Consider the following 18,286-nt stretch of genomic DNA (forward strand, 5'->3'; position numbering starts at 1 on the left):
GCGTGAAACTCGATGTCGTCACGATCTTCCCGGAATACCTGGAGCCGCTGCGAACGGCGTTGCTGGGCAAGGCCATCGACAAGGGCCTGCTCTCGCTGGACGTACACGATCTGCGCCGCTGGACCCACGACGTGCACAAGTCCGTCGACGATTCGCCCTACGGCGGCGGGCCGGGCATGGTCATGAAGCCGACGGTCTGGGGTGACGCCCTCGACGAGGTCTGCCCCGACGACGCACTGCTGGTCGTCCCCACACCCGCCGGTGTCCCGTTCACGCAGGAAACTGCGCACCGCTGGGCCGCCGAAGAGCACCTCGTTTTCGCCTGTGGCCGCTATGAAGGCATCGATCAGCGCGTCTTCGACGACGCCGCCCGCCGAGTCCGCGTCGAAGAGGTCAGCATCGGCGACTACGTCCTCATCGGTGGCGAGGCCGCCGTGCTCGTCATGACCGAAGCCGTCGTCCGCCTGCTGCCCGGTGTGCTCGGCAATCAGCAGTCCCACCAAGAGGATTCGTTCTCCGACGGCCTGCTCGAAGGCCCCAGCTATACCCGCCCCGTCGTCTGGCGCGACCTCGAGGTGCCCTCGGTGCTGCTGTCCGGCGACCACGCCAAGGTGGCCGCCTGGCGCCACGAGCAATCCGTCGAGCGCACCCGCGCCCGCCGCCCGGACCTGCTTCCCGGCACCGACTGAAGGTGCTCTCGCGCCGAGAGCACCTGTCTACGGCAGCAACCCGTGCCGGCGCGCGGTGACCACGGCCTCGTGGCGGGTATGCGCGTCCAGCTTGGTCATGGCGTTGCGGAGGTAGCTCTTGATGGTCTCCGGCCCGACCGAGAGGCGTTGGGCGGCTTCCTGATTGGTGCAGCCGAGCGCGATCTGAGCGAGCACGTCCAACTCACGCCGGGACAGGTGCGGAGCGTCCGTCGCCGGGTCGCCGACCATCACGCGCGTCAGGCGTTCGCACACGGTGTGCAGGCGATTGCGGAGGTGGTCGTCGGCCGAGTGGACCATGCCGCGGAGTTCGGCGTGGATGTCGCGCAGCTCCTCGGCCATGGCGGGTGCGGTGTCGGAGGCCGGGTTGGTCGCCTCGAGCAGCCGCAGGCGCCGGTCCACCTCGTCGCGAATAGCGATCTCGGTGGCCAGTCGGCGACCCGCCTGGACGACGAGGTCGGCGGTGCGATCGCCCAGCGGGCTCGCACCGCGCGTCGCCGCGTAGAGCACCGCGCGCGAGCGCTGGCCGACCACCACTGGCACCGCGACGATCGAGCGGAGCCCTTCGCCGGAGACCGGCCCGTCGTAGTGGTGGGTGATGCTGGAGGTGTTGAAGTAATCCGAGACCGAGGCGGGGCGGCCGGAATCCATCACGCGCCCACCGAGACCCGAGGTGCGCAGCACCGAGAGTCCGCGCAGGCCGTTGGTCAGGGTGCCGACGAATTCTGATAGCAGCAGTGCATCGCCGTGCACTTCGCCGCCGAACGCCACCGGCACCCGCGCCGTGCCCGCTACCCAGCGGATTTCGGCGCGCAAGGCGTCGGCGTCGCGTGGACGCAACAGTGAACTGTGGGTCATGGGACTCACCCCTTTTCGGGGGTAGTGGGTGATCGATGTGACCCACATCCTATTGGGTGAGCTGGATCATGATGAGGAGTGGCGGAAATGGGCACCGATCTGACTGCGCGGGTGCGCGAACTGCTGGACATGTACGACCGGCCCGACGCGTGCGCGGCGGACCTGCTGTGTGACCGGCATCCGGCGGACGCTATCGCCTGCACCATCGTCGATCGCGACCTGTCCTCGATCGATCTCACCTACGGCGAACTGCGCGAACGTTCGGCGCGTTTCGCCACCGGCCTGGCCCAACTGGGGATCCAGCAGGGCGACCGGGTGGCGACACTGATGGGGAAATCCACCGATCTGGTGGTGGCGTTGCTCGGGATCTGGCGCCGCGGCGCGGTACATGTTCCGTTGTTCACCGCGTTCGCGCCGCCTGCCATCGCGTTCCGGCTGGAGGCGAGCGGCACCTCGATCGTCATCGCCGATGCCGATCAAGCGGCCAAACTGGCGCCCGGCCCCGACATGCCCGCCGACCCGCCATGGCAGCTCATCGTCAGCGGTGACGCGCCCGAGGGCACGCTGGGCATGGTGGATCTGCTCGCCGAAGACGCGCAGCACGAACCGGCGGCGGTGATCGGCGGCGACGGTCTGCTGGTCGAGCTGTTCACCAGCGGCACCACCGGAACGCCCAAGGGCGTGCCGATTCCGTTGCGCGCACTCGCGTCGTTCCAGGCGTATCAGGAGTTCGCACTGGACGTGCGCGCGGACGACGTGTTCTGGAACGCCGCCGATCCGGGCTGGGCGTACGGCCTGTACTGGGCGATCATGGCGCCGCTGGCGAGCGGTGTGCGCAGCATCCTGTTGCACGCCCCGTTCTCGCCGACGCTCACCTGGCAGGTGCTGGAACGCTTCGGCGTCACCAACTTCACCGCCGCCCCGACGGTGTATCGCGCACTGCGCGCCGACAGCGCCGGGGCGTCGATGCATGCCGCACTGCGCCGCGCCTCGTCCGCCGGTGAACCGCTGACCCCCGAGGTCGTCGCATGGTCGCAGGAGCATCTGGGTGTCGCCGTGCGCGACCATTACGGGCAGACCGAGCACGGCATGCTGATCTGCAACTCCTGGCACGAGGCGCTCGACGCCGAGGTCCCGGCCGGCTCGATGGGCCGGGCGCTGCCAGGGTGGACGTGTGCGGTGCTGTCCGATGACAGCGACACCATCGCGCCCACCGGCGAGCTCGGCCGGGTGGCCATCGACACCGAAAACAGCCCGCTGCTCTGGTTTCTCGGCTATCTCAACGCGCCGGAGCGCACCGCGCAGCGCTACACCTCCGACGGCCGCTGGTACCTCACCGGCGACGCGGGCTCGCAGGACGAGAACGGTTTCTTCCGCTTCTCCGCGCGCGACGACGACGTGATCATCATGGCCGGCTACCGGATCGGCCCGTTCGAGGTGGAGAGCGTGCTGGTGTTGCACGACCAGGTCGCCGAGGCCGCGGTGGTCGGCATGCCCGACGAACTGCGCGGTGAGGTGCTCGAGGCGTTCGTGGTGTTGCGCGACGGGGTCGCCGGTAGCGTCGAGCTGGAGGCCGAGCTGCAGGATCTGGTGAAGAAGAAGTTCGCCGCCCACGCCTACCCGCGCACGGTGCACTTCGTCGAGAGTCTGCCGAAGACGCCGAGCGGCAAGGTGCAGCGATATGTGCTGCGGCAGAAGGGAAACAAGTGATGTCGCTCCCGAGTTACGCGTCCGGCACCTCGGAAACCCCGCTGCTCGGTGACACCATCGGCGGCAATCTCGACCGCACCGTCGCCGCCTACCCGGACCGGGAAGCGTTGGTGGACAAGCCCACCGATCGGCGCTGGACCTACCGCGAGCTCGGTGCCGCGATCGACGCGCTGGCCACCGGGCTGGCCGAGCGCGGTATCGGCAAGGGCGACCGCGTCGGCATCTGGGCGCCGAACTGCGCCGAATGGTTCTTCGTGCAGTACGCGACGGCGAAGATCGGCGCGATCCTGGTCAATATCAATCCCGCCTACCGCACCAGCGAGCTGGAATACGTGCTGTGCCAAGCGGGTGTGCGGGTGCTGGTCGCGGCCCCGGAGTTCAAGACCTCGAACTATGTCGCGATGATCGAGGAGGTTCGGCCGAACTGCCCGGCACTGGAGCAGGTGCTGGTGCTCGGTACGCCGGAATGGGATGAGCTGGCGGGCACCGCGATCGACGCGGATCGGTTGGCCGCGCTGGGCGCGGAACTGTCCATCGACGACCCGATCAACATCCAATACACCTCGGGGACAACAGGTTTCCCCAAGGGTGCCACGCTCAGCCATCACAACATCCTGAACAACGGCTTCTTCGTCGGTGAACTCTGCGGCTACACCGAACAGGACCGGATCTGCGTGCCGGTGCCGTTCTACCACTGCTTCGGCATGGTCATGGGCAATCTGGCCAGCACCAGTCACGGTGCGGCGGTGGTTATTCCGGCGCCGGCGTTCGATCCGGTGGCGACCCTGGCCGCCGTCGAGTCCGAGCGCTGCACCTCGCTCTACGGCGTGCCGACCATGTTCATCGCGCTGCTCACCGAATTGGATTCCGCCACACCGGATCTGTCCAGCCTGCGCACCGGCATCATGGCGGGCTCGCCGTGTCCCGTCGAGGTGATGAAGCGCGTGATCGACCGGATGGGCATGCACGAGGTGTGCATCTGTTACGGCATGACCGAGACCTCGCCGGTGTCCACCCAGACCCGCCGCGACGACGGCATCGACCGGCGCACCGCCACCGTCGGCCGGGTCGGCCCGCATCTCGAGGTCAAGATCGTCGATCCGGCAACGGGTCTCACGGTGCCGCGCGGCGAGCCGGGCGAACTCTGCACCCGCGGCTACTCGGTGATGCTCGGCTACTGGAACGACCAGGACAAGACCACCGAGGCGATCGACACCGCCCGCTGGATGCACACCGGCGACATCGGCGTGATGGACGACGACGGCTACCTGGCGATCACCGGCCGGATCAAGGACATGGTCATCCGCGGCGGCGAGAACGTCTACCCGCGCGAGATCGAGGAGTTCCTCTACACCCATCCCGACATCCTGGATGCCCAGGTGATCGGCGTGCCCGACCCGAAATACGGTGAGGAGCTGATGGCCTGGATCCGGATGCGCGACGGCGCGGCGCCGTTGGACGCCGAGGCCGTGCGCGAGTTCTGCGCGGGCAAGTTGGCGCATTTCAAGATTCCGCGCTATGTGCACGTGGTCGAGGAGTTTCCGATGACAGTCACCGGCAAAATTCGCAAGGCGGAGATGCGTGAATTGTCACGTGGGCTCCTGTGTTTGCCGCAGGAAGTCTGATATCGCTGCTGGTGAGAGACGTTAACGTAGCGGATGCCCCGAATTGTGTGGTCATGTGAGTTGCCAGTGATCCACATATGGTGGAACAAGGTCATTTTCGGGGATTGACAAATCTGATATCGAAAGGTCTTGCATGTCCATCAGTTCGTTATCACGTGTCCTGGCCGGCGTTTTCGTCGGCGCCGCACCACTGCTCATGGTCGCACCGGCCGCCTCCGCGGCGCCGAACGGCCCCTACGAATGCTCGGGTATTTATCTGACAAGTGATGGTTCCGCGGAAGTGGAGTCGTGCATTTATGCGGAGAACGGCGTGCCGAGGGCATTCGGTGGAATCACTTTCAAAAATGATTCTATCAATTCGAAGAATTGCACCATGGTGGTGACCGTCGTGGATAAAGACGCGTACGCCGACGGGGGCACCGATGAACACGTCGCAACCAGCGGTCCATTCCCTTGCACCAACGGCAGATACCCCTCCCCGCCGTTGACGGTTGACCAGGCCTTGGCGAAGCCGGGACATCGGTATGTCAGTTTTACCGAGGTCACCAAGGACGGCAACGGGATCATCCGGATGTACAGCCCGGAATTGATCTTGCCGTAGGCAATTGGGTCCAGTTGCGCGAACCACCGAACCAGGCCGAGCACGCTCGGCCTGGTTCGTCGCGTCGTGCCGAAGGCCGGACCAGCGGTGACACGGCACGTGCGACCCGGTTCCACTGGGTGCGGGCCCCTTGTCGGGTGGTCCCGGTAGTGTCTGCGGACGTGACGACAGCGCCCGAGACTGTAAGTGCAGAGTCCGACCCCGCCGTGCTCCCATCCGCGACGCCCCTCGGTGTCGCGAGCCAAGCGAGCGTGAACCGTCGCATCGCCGACGAGCTCGCGGTGCGGGAAAGCCAGGTGCGTGCCACCGTCGAGCTACTCGACGCCGGCTCGACCGTGCCGTTCATCGCGCGATACCGCAAGGAAGTCACCGGCGGCCTCGACGATGCGCAGCTGCGCCTGCTCGACGAGCGTCTGCACTACATCCGCGAGCTCGACGAGCGCCGCGGCGCCATCCTCGAATCCATCCGCGGCCAGGGCAAACTCGACGACGCGCTGCACCAGCAGATCATGCTCGCCGAGACCAAGGCCCGGCTCGAGGACATCTACCTGCCGTACAAGCCGAAGCGGCGCACCAAGGCGCAGATCGCGCGCGAGGCGGGCCACGAGCCGGTCGCCGACGCGCTGATCAACGACCCGACCACCGATCCCGCGCAGTACAACGCCGAGCAGCTCGACGGTGCGCGGTCGATCCTGGTCGAGCGGTTCGCCGAGGACGCCGACCTGGTCGGTGAGCTGCGCGAGCTGATGTGGAACCGCGGCCAGGTCCGGTCGGCCGTGCGCGCCGGCAAGGAGGAGGCCGGCGCCAAGTTCGCCGACTACTTCGAGTTCAACGAGCCGTTCACCAAGCTGCCCTCGCACCGCATTCTGGCGCTGCTGCGCGGGGAGAAGGAAGACGTACTGTCGCTCCATCTCGAGCCGGACACCGAAGAACTCGAACCAGGCGAACGCTCCATTTATGAGGGACGCATCGCCATCAAGTTCGGCATCGCCGACAAGGGCCGCGCCGCCGACACGTGGCTGCTGGATACCGTGCGCTGGGCGTGGCGGACCAAACTGCAAGTGAGCCTTGGCATCGACACCAGGATGCGGCTGCGGCAGGCGGCCGAGAAGGACGCCGTCGACGTGTTCGCGGCGAACCTGCGCGACCTGCTGCTCGCCGCGCCGGCCGGCACCCGCACCACCATGGGTCTGGACCCCGGCTACCGGACCGGTGTGAAGGTGGCCGTCGTCGACGCCACCGGCAAGGCCGTCGCCACCGAGGTGATCTACCCGCACAAGCCGCAGGGGCAGACCGAGAAGTCCCTCGCCGTGCTCGGCGCGCTGGTCGCCCGGTTCGGGGTCGAGCTCATCGCCATCGGCAACGGCACCGCTTCGCGGGAGACCGATGCCCTTGCCACCGAGCTCATTTCGCGCATTCCGGAGAACAAGCCGACCAAGATCGTGGTGTCCGAGGCGGGCGCGTCGGTGTACTCCGCCTCCGCCTACGCCACCCAGGAACTCCCCGACATGGACGTGTCGCTGCGCGGCGCGGTATCGATCGCGCGTCGCCTGCAGGACCCGCTGGCCGAACTGGTGAAGATCGATCCCAAGTCGATCGGCGTCGGCCAGTATCAGCACGACGTGTCCGAGACGCTGCTGGCGCGTTCGCTCGGCGCGGTGGTCGAGGACGCGGTGAACGCGGTCGGCGTCGACGTGAACACCGCCTCGGTGCCGCTGCTGTCGCGGGTGTCCGGTATCGCCGGGTCGGTGGCGGAAAGCATTGTGGCGCACCGTGATCAGAACGGGCCGTTCCGCAGCCGTACTGCGCTGCTCGAGGTGCCTCGGCTCGGTCCGAAGGCGTTCGAGCAGTGCGCGGGCTTCTTGCGGATTCGCGGCGGTGACGACCCGCTGGACACCTCCGCGGTGCACCCCGAGGCGTACCCGGTGGTCCGGCGGATCATGGAGCAGACCGGCCGAGACATCACCGAGGTCATCGGCAACACGACCGTGCTGCGCTCGCTGCGCGCCGACGAGTTCACCGACGAACGCTTCGGTCTGCCGACCGTCACCGACATCATCAGTGAACTCGAGAAGCCGGGCCGCGACCCGCGACCGGAGTTCAAGACCGCGGAATTCGCTGCGGGCGTGGAGAAGGTCGCCGACCTCGAGCCCGGCATGGTGCTCGAAGGGGTCGTCACGAACGTCGCCGCGTTCGGCGCGTTCGTCGACATCGGTGTGCACCAGGACGGACTCGTGCACGTTTCCGCGATGTCGCACAACTTCATCAAGGATCCGCGCGAGGTGGTGAACACCGGTGACGTGGTCAAGGTGAAGGTGCTCGAGGTCGACGTCGCCAGGCAGCGCATCGGATTGTCGCTGCGGCTGGACGACGAGCCGGGCGTCGCCGCCAAGGGTGAACGCGGCGAGAACCGGCAGCGTGGCCAAGGTGAGCGCAAGGGTGGCGCGCCGGAGCGGCAGAATGGGCAGGGCAAGAACCAGCAGGGCCGCAATCAAGGTCAGCGGAACCAGGGCCAGGCTCGCGGCGGTGGCAATCAGCGCCGCAACGCGCCTGCGCCGACCGGTTCGATGGCGGATGCGTTGCGCCGGGCGGGTTTCGGGCAGTAGTTCGGACGGAGGATTCAGGCGGCCATGCGACGGTGGCTCAGTGAGGATGTGATCGCGCAGGGCAGGCTCCCGCTGCTGTGCTTCCTTCTAGGGTTCATCGTCGGCTTCCTGTTGATCCGGCTCAGCGTCCGGCTGATCCGCAAACAGGTGCGCTGGTGGCCGGGCAACGTGCGGTCCGGCGGGGTGCACATCCACCACATGGTGTTCGGGGTGATTCTGGTGCTGGCGTCCGGCGTCGGCATGGTCACCCAGTACCAGACCGCCGACACCACTACGGCCGCCGTGCTCGCCGCCGCCTTCGGGGTCGGTGCCGCGCTCACTCTCGACGAATTCGCGCTCATCTTCTATCTGCGCGACGTGTACTGGGAGGAGCAGGGACGCACGTCGGTCGACGCGGTGTTCGTCGCGCTCGCGGTAACCGGGTTGCTACTGCTGGGCTTTCACCCGCTGTGGTTGCTGGACATCAACGACTTCCGCAGCGACCCGAGCATCGAGGTCCGGGTGTTCGTGGTTGCCTTCGCCGTGGTGAACCTCGGGCTCGCGGCCATGGTCATCGCCAAGGGCAAGATCTGGACCGGCCTGTTCGGCATGTTCTTCCTGCCGCTGCTCGTCGTCGGCGCACTCCGCCTCAGCAGGCCCGGCGCCCCCTGGGCCCGCTGGCGTTACGCCGACCGCCGCCGCCTCATGTACCGCGCCATCGTCCGCGAACGCCGCTACCGCCGCCCCGTCATCCGCGCCAAGATCTTCGTCCAAGACCTGGTCGCCGGTAAACCCGACGTCGAACACGTCCGCACCGCCGCCGAAGCCGAGCTGACCCGAACCGTGGTACCCGCCCCACCCGCACCCCACAGGCATCACTTATCCCTGTTCTCCTCGGACCACGAGCCGGTGGCGGACACGCCTGACGCCGAGCCGGTGGTCCACGCGCCTGACCGTGAGTGAGTGAACCCAGTCAGCACGATCTGATCGGCCACCGCACCGCGTTGCTCGAATACTCGGATCCAGAACGTGATTCGCTGCAATCACGCTGGTATCGCCGAGTTTTCCGATATCAGCGCGATCTGCATGCACGCGGCGATCAAGGCGGTCTCACCCACCGCGCAGAGCAACGATTGGGCGAGTGCGGCACCAGGATCCGCGGTAACCACGTCGAACCACATGTCGACCACCGCGGCGCCGGCGACCGCCGACGCGACCAATCGGGCGCGGGAGTCATTGCGGCACAACAGAATTGTGGTCAGACCGCAACCGGCGGCCAGCAGGAGGTCCAATCCGACCCACGCGGATGACCAGTTCCGCACCTGAGCAGTACTCGGCAAGGTATTCGAGAGCACGGCCGCCCACGGCACCAGCGCGAGGGCGCTGGCGGCAATGAACCAGCGTGCCTTGTCGCCGGGCAACCGGGTTCGGGGAGCCGATGACGGGAGCAGGGCAGTCATTCGCATGTCGGCCACGGTACGTCCGCAAAGGTTTCTTTGCAAACGAATCTTTGCAAAGAAATCTTTGCTACTCTTCGTCTCATGGCACCGGGCAGAAGCGACGACATGACGAGCGCCGAGCGCACCGCGCTGTATCGCACGCTCGCGCACCCGTTGCGCGGTCGCATCCTCGACTACCTGAGCAAGCACGGCGAAGCGAACTCGGCGACGCTGGCGAACGTGCTGGGGGAGAGCACCGGCTCCACCAGCTATCACCTGCGCAGGCTGGCCGAGCTCGGACTGATCACCGAGATCGCGGAGAAATCGACCGGTCGAGAACGCTGGTGGCGGTCGCTGCCGTTCAGCCACACCACGCCCGACCCGGCGAGCATGGAACCGGCGGAGTACGCCGCGGCTGAGCAACTGGCCCGGCTGAAGTCCGGCCGCGATATCGAGCTGTATATGCGAGCGGTGCGCGAATGGGCAGGCCCGGATGGCTGGGCGCAGGTCCAGCGCCACGGCACGTACCTGACGAAAGCCCAGGTCGGCGAGTTCATGGCGGAGTATCTATCACTGCTCGAGCGTTACACTGTCGATCGGGCCGACGCACCCGAAGGGGCCGAGCCGATGAACATCCGCCTGTTCGCGGTGCCCGAGGCCCCGGCCTGATTCTGGGGGCGATTTTTCCAGCGAACCCCTGATCTGGCACAATACTCAGGTTGCCCTGGGTGATCGTGGACCAGGCGCATCCCCTTGAATCGGAGCATGAACCGGCCGAGCACGCGATGTGCCGCCAGGGTCCTCTGTTCGCGCGAACCCATAAGGATGGAAATGAACACCCTTGACTTCGTCGACGAGAAGTCGCTGCGCAGCGACGTCCCCGACTTCCGGCCGGGCGACACCCTCAATGTGCACGTAAAGGTCATCGAAGGCTCGAAGGAGCGCATCCAGGTCTTCAAGGGCGTCGTCATCCGACGCCAGGGCGGCGGCATCCGCGAGACCTTCACGGTCCGCAAGGTGTCGTTCGGTGTCGGCGTGGAGCGCACCTTCCCGGTGCACACCCCGAACATCGACCACATCGAGGTCGTCACCCGCGGTGACGTCCGTCGCGCCAAGCTGTACTACCTGCGCGATCTGCGCGGCAAGGCCGCCAAGATCAAGGAAAAGCGCTGAGCTGACCTGTCGCGCCCCGCGCGGCAGTTGGTGGCTGTCGCCACGCATAGACACGTCGAATAGCCCGACATCCTCGGATGTCGGGCTATTCGTTTGTTCGGCGCAAGCGGGTTGGTCGCCGTGCGGCGCGAGCGGGTTGGTCGCGGTGCGGCGCGAGCACCTGGCGGGACCGCCTCGGTCGATGTGCTCGAATCTGCGCGGGGCGGGCTCGGTGGCATGCCACTGGGGCGGACTCGCCGCCTACCTGGGTGGGAACACCCCCGCCGGCTCATCGATGGTCGCCGGAACGTCAGGCATGATCACAAGACGGCAGTACTCGAAGGTCGCATCAGTGGGCATGAACCTGTACTCCACTGCAGCACCCCCAATGAGCGGGCTAATCTAGTCCGCGTGGCAGACGAAAGCGGGTCGATTGCGGTGTCCGGGTCGGACGACGAAGGAAACCGTCCGCGCAGCAGGCGGCGCGGAAAGCAGCGCAAACAGCGACCGTTCTGGCAGGAGCTGCCGATCCTGGTCGTGATCGCGGCGGTGATCGCAGCCCTCATGGTCACTTTCATCGGGCGCCCGTACGTGATTCCGTCCCAGTCGATGGAGACCACCCTGCACGGCTGCGCCGGTTGCACGGGCGACCGCATCTACGTGCAGAAACTCAGCTACTACTGGGGTGATCCGAAGCCGGGCGACGTCGTTGTGTTCGTCGGACCGCCCTCCTGGAACGACACCTACCGGTCGATTCGATCGGACAACGCCGCCGTGCGCGGCGTGCAGAACTTCTTCTCGTTCTTCGGCCTGGTGCCCCCGGACGAGAACGACCTGGTCAAACGCGTGATCGCGGTCGGCGGGCAGACCGTCGAATGCTGTGATCCGCAAGGGCGGGTCATCGTCGACGGCAAGCCGCTGGACGAGCCGTACGCCCGCTACATCGTCCCGTACACCCCCGGCCAGCCCTTCGGCGCCGGTGGCGGGCGCGAGTTCAAGCCGGTGAAGGTGCCCGAGGGTCATCTGTGGGTGATGGGCGACAACCGCAACGAGTCGCGGGATTCGCGCGCCCACATCAAGGACGAGCTCCAAGGCACGGTGCCGGTGGACAACGTCCGCGGCAAGGCCGTCTTCAAGATCTGGCCGCCCGGCCGGATCGGTCCGGTGCGTTCGGAAAACGCCCAGGAAAACTAGACCATCAGCGGCCGCAGCATAATTGGACGGTGGGGCAGGGTCGAGTGGTACAGAGCAATGGGTGGCCGCCGCGCGTGGTGATGCGCAAGGCCAGTGGGTTGCGCACGCTGGAAGCGGCATTGATCCGCAGCGGGCTCGGCCCGGTGGCCGGCGTCGACGAGGCGGGTCGCGGACCGTGTGCGGGACCGTTGGTCGTCGCGGCGTGCCTGCTGGCGCCGAAGGCCTACGACAAGCTGGCCGGGCTCGATGACTCGAAGAAGCTCACCGAGCCCGTCCGGGAAGAGCTGTATCCGATCATCACCCGGCTCTCGCTGGCCTGGAACGTGGTGGTCATCCCGGCCTGGGAGATCGATTCGATCGGTATCCACGTCGCCAATATCGAAGGCATGCGGCGCGCGGTCGCCGGACTCGGTCGGACGCCGGGATATGTGCTGACCGACGGGTTCCGGGTGCCGGGCATTCCGGCGCCGTCGCTACCGGTGATCGGCGGTGACGCCGCCGCGGCCTGCATCGCCGCCGCCAGCATCCTGGCGAAGGTCACCAGGGACCGGATGATGGTCGAGCTCGACGCGCGGTTCCCCGGCTACGGTTTCGCGTCCCACAAGGGCTACAACACGCCCGACCACATCGCCGCGTTGCACCACCTCGGCCCCAGCGACGAACACCGGCGTTCCTGGCGCAATGTGCGGGAGGCGGCGGGCCTGCGGCCGGTCGCCACGGTGGCCGAGGAGGCCGACGCGGTACTCGCGGGCGAGGTCGACCCGATGATGTCCGAGGAGTTCCCAGTCGTGCGTCCGGATAGCCGAGTGGCTACCGGCGCTACCCATGCGCGATGATGTCAGCACACGACGCAACGCGGCGAGAAGGAGGACGTCCCACCCGATGAGTGCCGAGGACCTCGAGAAGTACGAAACCGAGATGGAGCTCTCGCTGTACCGAGAGTACAAAGACATCGTCGGTCAGTTCTCGTACGTGGTGGAGACCGAGCGCCGTTTCTATCTGGCCAACTCCGTGGAGCTGCGCCCGCAAAACGCCGACGGTGAGGTGTATTTCGAGGTTCGGATGAGCGACGCCTGGGTGTGGGACATGTACCGCCCGGCCCGCTTCGTCAAGCACGTCCGAGTGATCACCTTCAAGGACGTCAACATCGAAGAGCTCGAGAAGCCGGACCTGCGCCTGCCGGAGTAGCCGGCCGGCCCGGCAACTCCCATTCCTCGGTGCCCGCGCACCGCGAGTTGTCCACAGGGCCTCGGCTATCAACAGGTTTTGTCTTTGCCCAGGTCGAGGCCCGAAGGCGCGGTGCCCGGCCGGGGACGCTGACCGAGTGACAGACACAAGGGCGCTCGGCGCGTACGGCGAGAAACTGGCGGCACGGTACCTGCAGGCCGCGGGGATGGAGATCGTCAGCAGAAACTGGCGATGCAGATACGGCGAACTGGACCTGATCGCCAGGGACGCCGACGTCACCGCATTCGTGGAGGTCAAAACCCGGTCCGGGCTCGGGTTCGGGATACCGGCCGAATCGGTCACCTTCACCAAACAGCAGCGCATTCGACGGCTCGCCCTGCTGTGGCTGGCCGAGCAGGACGGGCCGTGGCGGCACATCCGGTTCGACGTCGTCTCGGTGCTCCTGATCCGCGGGCACGAACCGCAGATCGACCATCTCGAGGCGGTGTTCTGATGGCCCTGGGCCGGGCTCATTCGGTCGCGGTCACCGGGGTGGACGGTCTGCTGGTCGAGATCGAAGCCGATATCGGGCAGGGGCTGCCCTCGGTGCACCTGGTCGGCCTGCCGGACACGGCCCTGCAGGAATCGCGGGACCGGGTGCGCTCGGCCGTGGCGAACTCGGGGGAGAAGTGGCCGGACGGGCGGGTGATTCTGGCGCTCTCGCCTGCGACACTGCCCAAGATCGGCAGCGTTTACGATCTGGCCCTGGCCATTGCGGTGCTCGACGCGTCGGGTGCCGTTCCGTCGGAGCGGCTGGCGAAGACGGTGCTGCTCGGCGAGCTCGCGCTGGATGGCCGGGTCCGCCGGGTGCGCGGCATCCTGCCCGCGGTGATCGCGGCCCGCAATGCGGGGTGGCCAACGGTCGTGGTGCCGGAGGCGGCGATGGCCGAAGCCGGATTGGTCGCCGGGGTGGAGGTTTTCGGGGCGCCCAGCCTGCGCATGGTGGTGGCCTGGCTGCGTGGCGAAGGCACGCTTCCCGAACCGAGTGGGCAGCTGCCCGATCCGGTGCGCTCCGGCGGCGACCTGAGCGAGGTGGTCGGGCAGGACGAAGCCCGCTGGGCACTGGAGGTGGCCGCGGCCGGCGGGCACCATCTGCTGCTCACCGGTCCGCCAGGAATCGGGAAGACCATGCTGGCGCAACGTCTTCCGGGGCTGTTGCCGCCACTGTCGGAGTCCGAATCGTTGGAGGTGACCGCCATCCATTCGATGGCGGGCGTGCTGTCCGGGGATCATCCGCTCATCACGATGCCGCCGTTCGTCGCACCGCACCACTCGACGTCGGTGACCGCGATGGTCGGCGGCGGCTCGGGCACCGCACGGCCGGGCGCGGTGAGCAGAGCGCACCGTGGCGTGCTCTTCCTCGACGAATGCGCCGAGATCGGGACCAAGGTGCTGGAGGCGATGCGAACTCCGTTGGAAGAAGGCGAAGTTCGCATTGCCCGCCGCGACGGCGTCGCCCGATATCCGGCCCGGTTCCAGCTGGTGCTCGCCGCCAACCCCTGCCCGTGCGCACCGGCGCGGGACGTCGACTGCATCTGCGCACCGCTCGCCCGGCGCCGCTACCTCGGGAAACTGTCCGGGCCGCTGATGGACCGCATCGACATCTGGGTGCAGATGCGCGGACAGTCCGGTGCCGCGTTCAGTACCGACGAGGCCGAGAGCAGCGCGGTGGTGCGCGAGCGGGTCGCCGTGGCGCGGCAGGCGGCGGTGCGGCGCTGGCAGGAGTTCGGCTGGCTGAACAACGCCGAAGTCCCCGGACATATTCTGCGCCAACGATTCCGGCTACCGCGGGAGGCGATTGCTCCGGTCGAGACGGCGCTGCGTCTCGGTCGAATGTCGGCGCGCGGAGCCGACCGGGCCATCAGGGTGGCTTGGACGATCGCCGATTTGCGTGGTGCGGAGCTGCCGAACTCGCAGGATGTGCTGGCGGCGTTGAACTTTCGTCAGCGGGGTGTGCAGTGAGTACTGGGCAGGTCGCCCGAACGGGTAGCGAGCCGGTGTCGCCTCCGGGGTCCGCCGGTGGAGAGCTGCTGGTGGCCGGTGCGGAAGGGTGTGCCGCGCCCATCGATCTCGACGCCTACGAGCGGCGGCTGGCGTGGGTGTATCTGTCCCGAGTGGTGACCGGGCCGTGTGCGGCGTTATCGGCATTGATCGAGTCGGTCGGCGTGCTCGAGGCGGCACGGGCAGTGCGCGAGTGCGACCTGCCTGCGTCGCTGCGCGGGCCCACCGAGCAGCGGCGCGAGACTGATTCGGCGGCACGGGATCTGGAGACGATCGAGCGGATGGGCGGGCGCGTCGTCACGCCGGAGGATCCCGAGTGGCCCGCGTGGCGGCTGCTGGGACTTGCCCAACTCGATGCCGAACGCGACCAGGACGGCGCGGTGCCGCTCGTGCTGTGGGTGCGCGGCCCGCTGTCGTTGCTGGAGTCGAGCGACCGCGCGCTCGCGGTCGTGGGTGCACGATGCAGTAGTGGGTACGGAAATCAGGTCACCGGCGAGATCGCGGGCGACCTGGCGGCCCAAGGCTGGACCATCGTGTCCGGCGCGGCATTCGGGATCGACGGGATGGCGCACCGCGCGGCACTGGCCGTAGGCGGACGCACCATCGCGGTGCTGGCCTGCGGCATAGACCGGCCGTACCCCGCGCAACACGATCGGCTGCTGGCCGAGATCGCCGAGACCGGACTGGTGGTCAGCGAATATCCCCCGGGAACCACCGCTCACAAGCACCAATTCCTGGCCCGCAACCGACTGGTCGCCGCATTGGCGGACGGCGTCCTGGTGGTCGAGGCGGGATTGCGCAGCGGCGCGCGCAACACGGTGAAATGGGCACGCCGCCTCAACCGTCCGGCGCTGGCCGTCCCCGGCCCGGTCACCTCGGCCGCGTCCGTCGGCTGCCATCGGATGATCCGGGAAGGGGAAGCGCTACTCGTCACGCGTGCCGAAGAGGTCATCGACGAGGCGGGCCCCCTCCACCTGCCCTTGCCCGGCGTCGCTGGTCGGGGCGACCGGCGTAAAGAAGCCCTGTCCGGTGACGAAGCGCTCGTGTTCGCGGCTATGCCCGAGATCGGTTCTCGCCTGCCCCGTGAACTCGCGAACTATGCCGGACTACCTCTGCCGGTCGTTCGCGCGGCACTGCCCGCGCTCGAACTGGCAGGCCTGGTTACCGCCGACGCGGATGGCTGGCGACGAACAACGACGTACGGCAAGTAATGGAATCTCAGCCCTATCAGGAAGGATGTCCCGATGTATGGTACTGGTACCATAACCAGCATGGCTCTCAAGAAGACTACGGTCATGGTCGACGAGGATGACCTCGCGATCATCAAGGCGGCCGCTGCGCGCGAAGGCCGTCCAGAGTCCGAATATTTCCGCGAGGCGTTTCACATCGCGGCACTGCGCGCCAAGCGGTGGGAAGACGACGACTGGGATATCCCGGAGCTCGACTTCGGTCGTGAAGTGACCAAAGACGACATCAAGAAGGCTGTATCGGACGCGATCGCCGACAAGCTGTGATCGTCATCGCCGACACGTCGGGGCTGGTTGTCGCCTTCAACAAGGTCGAGCGCGAGCACGTGGAGACCAAACGCTCGATGCAGCGCGCCGCACTGGTCGTCGCCTCGCCGCTGATACTGCACGAGATCGAGCACATCATCACCCGCGATCTGAACCGCTCGGCGGCGCATGGCATCAATGATTGGATCCTGGCGCAGGAACGCACCGGCAGATTTCTGGTTCCCGGAATCGGGTCCGGACTGATCCGTAAGGCGCGGCGGATTCAGAACCACTACATGTCGTTGTGTCTCGATCTCGCGGATGCATTGAATGTGGTGCTGGCGGCTGAGTTCGAGACCAACACGATGCTGACTCTGGATCGCCGGGATTTTCGGGCGATCCGGCCACTGACTGGCGCCAAGGCATTTCGCCTGCTTCCCGACGACCGCTGACTTGTCCGCCCGGCGAATGATCGAGCGACTCGGGCGGGACCGGCGCGGTGGCTTGCCAACGGGGACGACTGTCGGGACGGTGGTGGGATGGATGAGCTACCCGAGGATCTGGAAGCGCTGCTGACGGAGTACGGCAGGCATCTGCGGCTCGGGCGGAACCGATCGGCGCACACGGTGCGCGCTTATCTGGGGGATGTGCGTTCGCTGCTGGCGCACCTGTATGCCAGATCGGCGGATTCCGCGGTGCGCGAACTGGATCTGCTGCTACTGCGGTCCTGGCTCGCGCAGCAGTCGACGGCGGGGGTGGCGCGGACCACGATGGCGCGGCGGGCGTCCGCGGCGCGGACCTTCACCGCCTGGCTCACCCAGACCGGACGGTTGGCCGTCGATCCGGGATTACGCCTCGGTTCGCCCAAGGCGCATCGGGTGTTGCCTGCCGTCCTCGGCCAGCAGCAGGCACTCGGCGTCATGGGAGCCGCGGAATCCGGTGCCGCACAGCATGACCCGATGGCACTGCGCGACCGGCTGATCGTGGAACTGTTGTACTCCACCGGAATTCGGGTCAGCGAGTTGTGCGGCCTGGACATCGACGACGTCGATCGCGAACGCCGGGTGGTTCGGGTGCTCGGCAAGGGCAACAAGGAACGCTCGGCCCCTTTCGGAAGACCCGCCGACGAGGCGATCGGCCACTGGCTGCAGCACGGCCGCGCGGCCTTCGCGACCGCCGAGTCCGGACGGGCACTACTGCTCGGCCGCCGCGGCAAACGCCTCGACCAACGTCAGGCCAGAACCGTTGTCCACGAAGTGGTGTCGTCCATCCCGGGAGCCCCCGATATGGGCCCGCACGGTCTACGCCACACCGCCGCCACCCACCTGCTCGAGGGTGGTGCAGACCTCCGTGTGGTGCAGGAACTTCTCGGCCACGCCAGCATGGCCACCACTCAGCTCTACACCCATGTCTCCATCGAACGTCTCAAGAAGGTGCACGACCAAGCTCATCCTCGCGCCTGAAGTGCGACGATCGGCCGCTTTGGTGAGCTGAGGTGTAATGACCGCGCTGGTCTTGCTCACGAGGAACGGTTCCAGCTCTGCGAGCAGCGAATTCACCGATCGTCACTCGGTCTCCAGTACGCGGAGTTCGTCACCCGTATCGCCCTCGCTGATTTCAGGGCCCGCACTCCTAAGGCCGGCCGACCGAGCCGGTCATCGTGGGTTGTTGGCGGGGCGGCCTGCTGTGCTGCC

General features: G+C 67.1%; 19 protein-coding genes. 17 read left to right on the forward strand and 2 right to left on the reverse strand.

The features are described from left to right. The first annotated feature begins 2 nt into the window (after positions 1-2). A complete protein-coding gene (trmD, locus tag NN4_RS10050; protein ID WP_147129666.1) occupies positions 3-689 on the forward strand; it encodes a tRNA (guanosine(37)-N1)-methyltransferase TrmD in 687 nt (228 codons plus the stop codon). Positions 690-716: 27 nt separating this feature from the next. Here the strand turns inward: trmD and NN4_RS10055 are convergent, their stop codons facing one another. Next, entirely contained in the window at positions 717-1,565 is an 849-nt protein-coding gene (locus NN4_RS10055; RefSeq protein ID WP_107658387.1) for a LuxR C-terminal-related transcriptional regulator, read from the reverse strand. A gap of 87 nt (positions 1,566-1,652) precedes the next feature. Between NN4_RS10055 and NN4_RS10060 the strand changes: the two genes are divergently transcribed. The 5 genes from NN4_RS10060 to NN4_RS10080 all read left to right on the forward strand — a co-directional run bounded on the left by NN4_RS10060 (position 1,653) and on the right by NN4_RS10080 (position 9,049). Further along, on the forward strand, positions 1,653-3,275 hold the full coding sequence (locus NN4_RS10060; RefSeq protein WP_147129667.1) for an AMP-binding protein: 1,623 nt from the start codon (positions 1,653-1,655) through the stop codon (positions 3,273-3,275). Next, on the forward strand, positions 3,275-4,900 hold the full coding sequence (locus tag NN4_RS10065; protein WP_147129668.1) for an AMP-binding protein: 1,626 nt from the start codon (positions 3,275-3,277) through the stop codon (positions 4,898-4,900). The genes NN4_RS10060 and NN4_RS10065 overlap by 1 nt, the downstream gene beginning before the upstream one ends. Positions 4,901-5,033: 133 nt before the next feature. Continuing rightward, positions 5,034-5,501 carry a hypothetical protein gene (locus tag NN4_RS10070; RefSeq protein WP_147129669.1) on the forward strand — a complete coding sequence of 156 codons (468 nt, stop codon included), beginning with the start codon at positions 5,034-5,036 and terminating at the stop codon, positions 5,499-5,501. 206 nt (positions 5,502-5,707) lie between these two features. Then, entirely contained in the window at positions 5,708-8,107 is a 2,400-nt protein-coding gene (locus tag NN4_RS10075; RefSeq protein ID WP_147129777.1) for a Tex family protein, read from the forward strand. A gap of 24 nt (positions 8,108-8,131) precedes the next feature. Beyond that, entirely contained in the window at positions 8,132-9,049 is a 918-nt protein-coding gene (locus NN4_RS10080; protein ID WP_107658382.1) for a hypothetical protein, read from the forward strand. Between the two features lie 80 nt (positions 9,050-9,129). On the opposite strand, the gene NN4_RS10085 is transcribed toward NN4_RS10080, so the two are convergent. Then, the gene (locus NN4_RS10085) at positions 9,130-9,552 is read right to left on the reverse strand and encodes a hypothetical protein (RefSeq protein ID WP_147129670.1); all 423 of its coding nucleotides are present in this window, start codon (positions 9,550-9,552) and stop codon (positions 9,130-9,132) included. 75 nt (positions 9,553-9,627) lie between these two features. Here NN4_RS10085 and NN4_RS10090 point away from each other — a divergent pair, with 75 nt between their 5' ends. The 11 genes from NN4_RS10090 (at position 9,628) to NN4_RS10140 (ending at position 18,055) form a co-directional block, all read left to right on the forward strand. Next, complete coding sequence (locus NN4_RS10090; protein ID WP_147129671.1) at positions 9,628-10,194, forward strand: ArsR/SmtB family transcription factor; 567 nt, start codon at positions 9,628-9,630, stop codon at positions 10,192-10,194. Positions 10,195-10,356: 162 nt separating this feature from the next. Further along, the gene (gene rplS, locus NN4_RS10095) at positions 10,357-10,698 is read left to right on the forward strand and encodes a 50S ribosomal protein L19 (protein WP_029893064.1); all 342 of its coding nucleotides are present in this window, start codon (positions 10,357-10,359) and stop codon (positions 10,696-10,698) included. 390 nt (positions 10,699-11,088) lie between these two features. Next, positions 11,089-11,871, forward strand: coding sequence for a signal peptidase I (gene lepB / locus NN4_RS10100; protein WP_370465358.1), 783 nt, complete (start codon positions 11,089-11,091; stop codon positions 11,869-11,871). An 80-nt stretch (positions 11,872-11,951) separates the two neighbouring features. Continuing rightward, entirely contained in the window at positions 11,952-12,707 is a 756-nt protein-coding gene (locus NN4_RS10105) for a ribonuclease HII (protein ID WP_147129778.1), read from the forward strand. Between the two features lie 46 nt (positions 12,708-12,753). Further along, positions 12,754-13,059 (forward strand): DUF2469 domain-containing protein, encoded by a 306-nt coding sequence (locus NN4_RS10110; protein WP_011210678.1) that lies wholly within the window; start codon positions 12,754-12,756, stop codon positions 13,057-13,059. A 136-nt stretch (positions 13,060-13,195) separates the two neighbouring features. Then, positions 13,196-13,552: a YraN family protein gene (locus NN4_RS10115; protein ID WP_135232470.1), complete on the forward strand. Its 357-nt coding sequence runs from the start codon at positions 13,196-13,198 to the stop codon at positions 13,550-13,552. Continuing rightward, positions 13,552-15,060 carry a YifB family Mg chelatase-like AAA ATPase gene (locus NN4_RS10120; protein WP_147129672.1) on the forward strand — a complete coding sequence of 503 codons (1,509 nt, stop codon included), beginning with the start codon at positions 13,552-13,554 and terminating at the stop codon, positions 15,058-15,060. Before NN4_RS10115 ends, NN4_RS10120 begins: the two co-directional genes overlap by 1 nt. Positions 15,061-15,188: 128 nt before the next feature. Next, positions 15,189-16,310 carry a DNA-processing protein DprA gene (gene dprA / locus NN4_RS10125; protein WP_147129779.1) on the forward strand — a complete coding sequence of 374 codons (1,122 nt, stop codon included), beginning with the start codon at positions 15,189-15,191 and terminating at the stop codon, positions 16,308-16,310. A gap of 84 nt (positions 16,311-16,394) precedes the next feature. Next, entirely contained in the window at positions 16,395-16,613 is a 219-nt protein-coding gene (locus NN4_RS10130) for a CopG family transcriptional regulator (protein ID WP_228541272.1), read from the forward strand. Continuing rightward, the gene (locus NN4_RS10135; protein WP_147129674.1) at positions 16,610-17,044 is read left to right on the forward strand and encodes a PIN domain-containing protein; all 435 of its coding nucleotides are present in this window, start codon (positions 16,610-16,612) and stop codon (positions 17,042-17,044) included. Before NN4_RS10130 ends, NN4_RS10135 begins: the two co-directional genes overlap by 4 nt. A gap of 87 nt (positions 17,045-17,131) precedes the next feature. Beyond that, on the forward strand, positions 17,132-18,055 hold the full coding sequence (locus tag NN4_RS10140) for a tyrosine recombinase XerC (RefSeq protein ID WP_147129675.1): 924 nt from the start codon (positions 17,132-17,134) through the stop codon (positions 18,053-18,055). The last annotated feature ends 231 nt before the right edge of the window (positions 18,056-18,286 follow it).

It is taken from the genome of Nocardia ninae NBRC 108245 (genome assembly GCF_007990755.1).
Taxonomy (GTDB): Bacteria; Actinomycetota; Actinomycetes; order Mycobacteriales; family Mycobacteriaceae; genus Nocardia; species Nocardia ninae.

Coding starts and splice junctions, on each gene's coding strand:
- NN4_RS10060 (WP_147129667.1), top strand. CDS start 1,653: ATGGGCACCGATCTGACTGCGCGGGTGCGCGAACTGCTGGACATGTAC.
- NN4_RS10085 (WP_147129670.1), bottom strand. CDS start 9,552: ATGCGAATGACTGCCCTGCTCCCGTCATCGGCTCCCCGAACCCGGTTG.
- NN4_RS10090 (WP_147129671.1), top strand. CDS start 9,628: ATGGCACCGGGCAGAAGCGACGACATGACGAGCGCCGAGCGCACCGCG.
- NN4_RS10055 (WP_107658387.1), bottom strand. CDS start 1,565: ATGACCCACAGTTCACTGTTGCGTCCACGCGACGCCGACGCCTTGCGC.
- NN4_RS10120 (WP_147129672.1), top strand. CDS start 13,552: ATGGCCCTGGGCCGGGCTCATTCGGTCGCGGTCACCGGGGTGGACGGT.
- NN4_RS10130 (WP_228541272.1), top strand. CDS start 16,395: ATGGTCGACGAGGATGACCTCGCGATCATCAAGGCGGCCGCTGCGCGC.
- NN4_RS10110 (WP_011210678.1), top strand. CDS start 12,754: ATGAGTGCCGAGGACCTCGAGAAGTACGAAACCGAGATGGAGCTCTCG.
- NN4_RS10070 (WP_147129669.1), top strand. CDS start 5,034: ATGTCCATCAGTTCGTTATCACGTGTCCTGGCCGGCGTTTTCGTCGGC.
- NN4_RS10105 (WP_147129778.1), top strand. CDS start 11,952: ATGCGCAAGGCCAGTGGGTTGCGCACGCTGGAAGCGGCATTGATCCGC.
- NN4_RS10140 (WP_147129675.1), top strand. CDS start 17,132: ATGGATGAGCTACCCGAGGATCTGGAAGCGCTGCTGACGGAGTACGGC.
- NN4_RS10080 (WP_107658382.1), top strand. CDS start 8,132: ATGCGACGGTGGCTCAGTGAGGATGTGATCGCGCAGGGCAGGCTCCCG.
- NN4_RS10065 (WP_147129668.1), top strand. CDS start 3,275: ATGTCGCTCCCGAGTTACGCGTCCGGCACCTCGGAAACCCCGCTGCTC.
- rplS (WP_029893064.1), top strand. CDS start 10,357: ATGAACACCCTTGACTTCGTCGACGAGAAGTCGCTGCGCAGCGACGTC.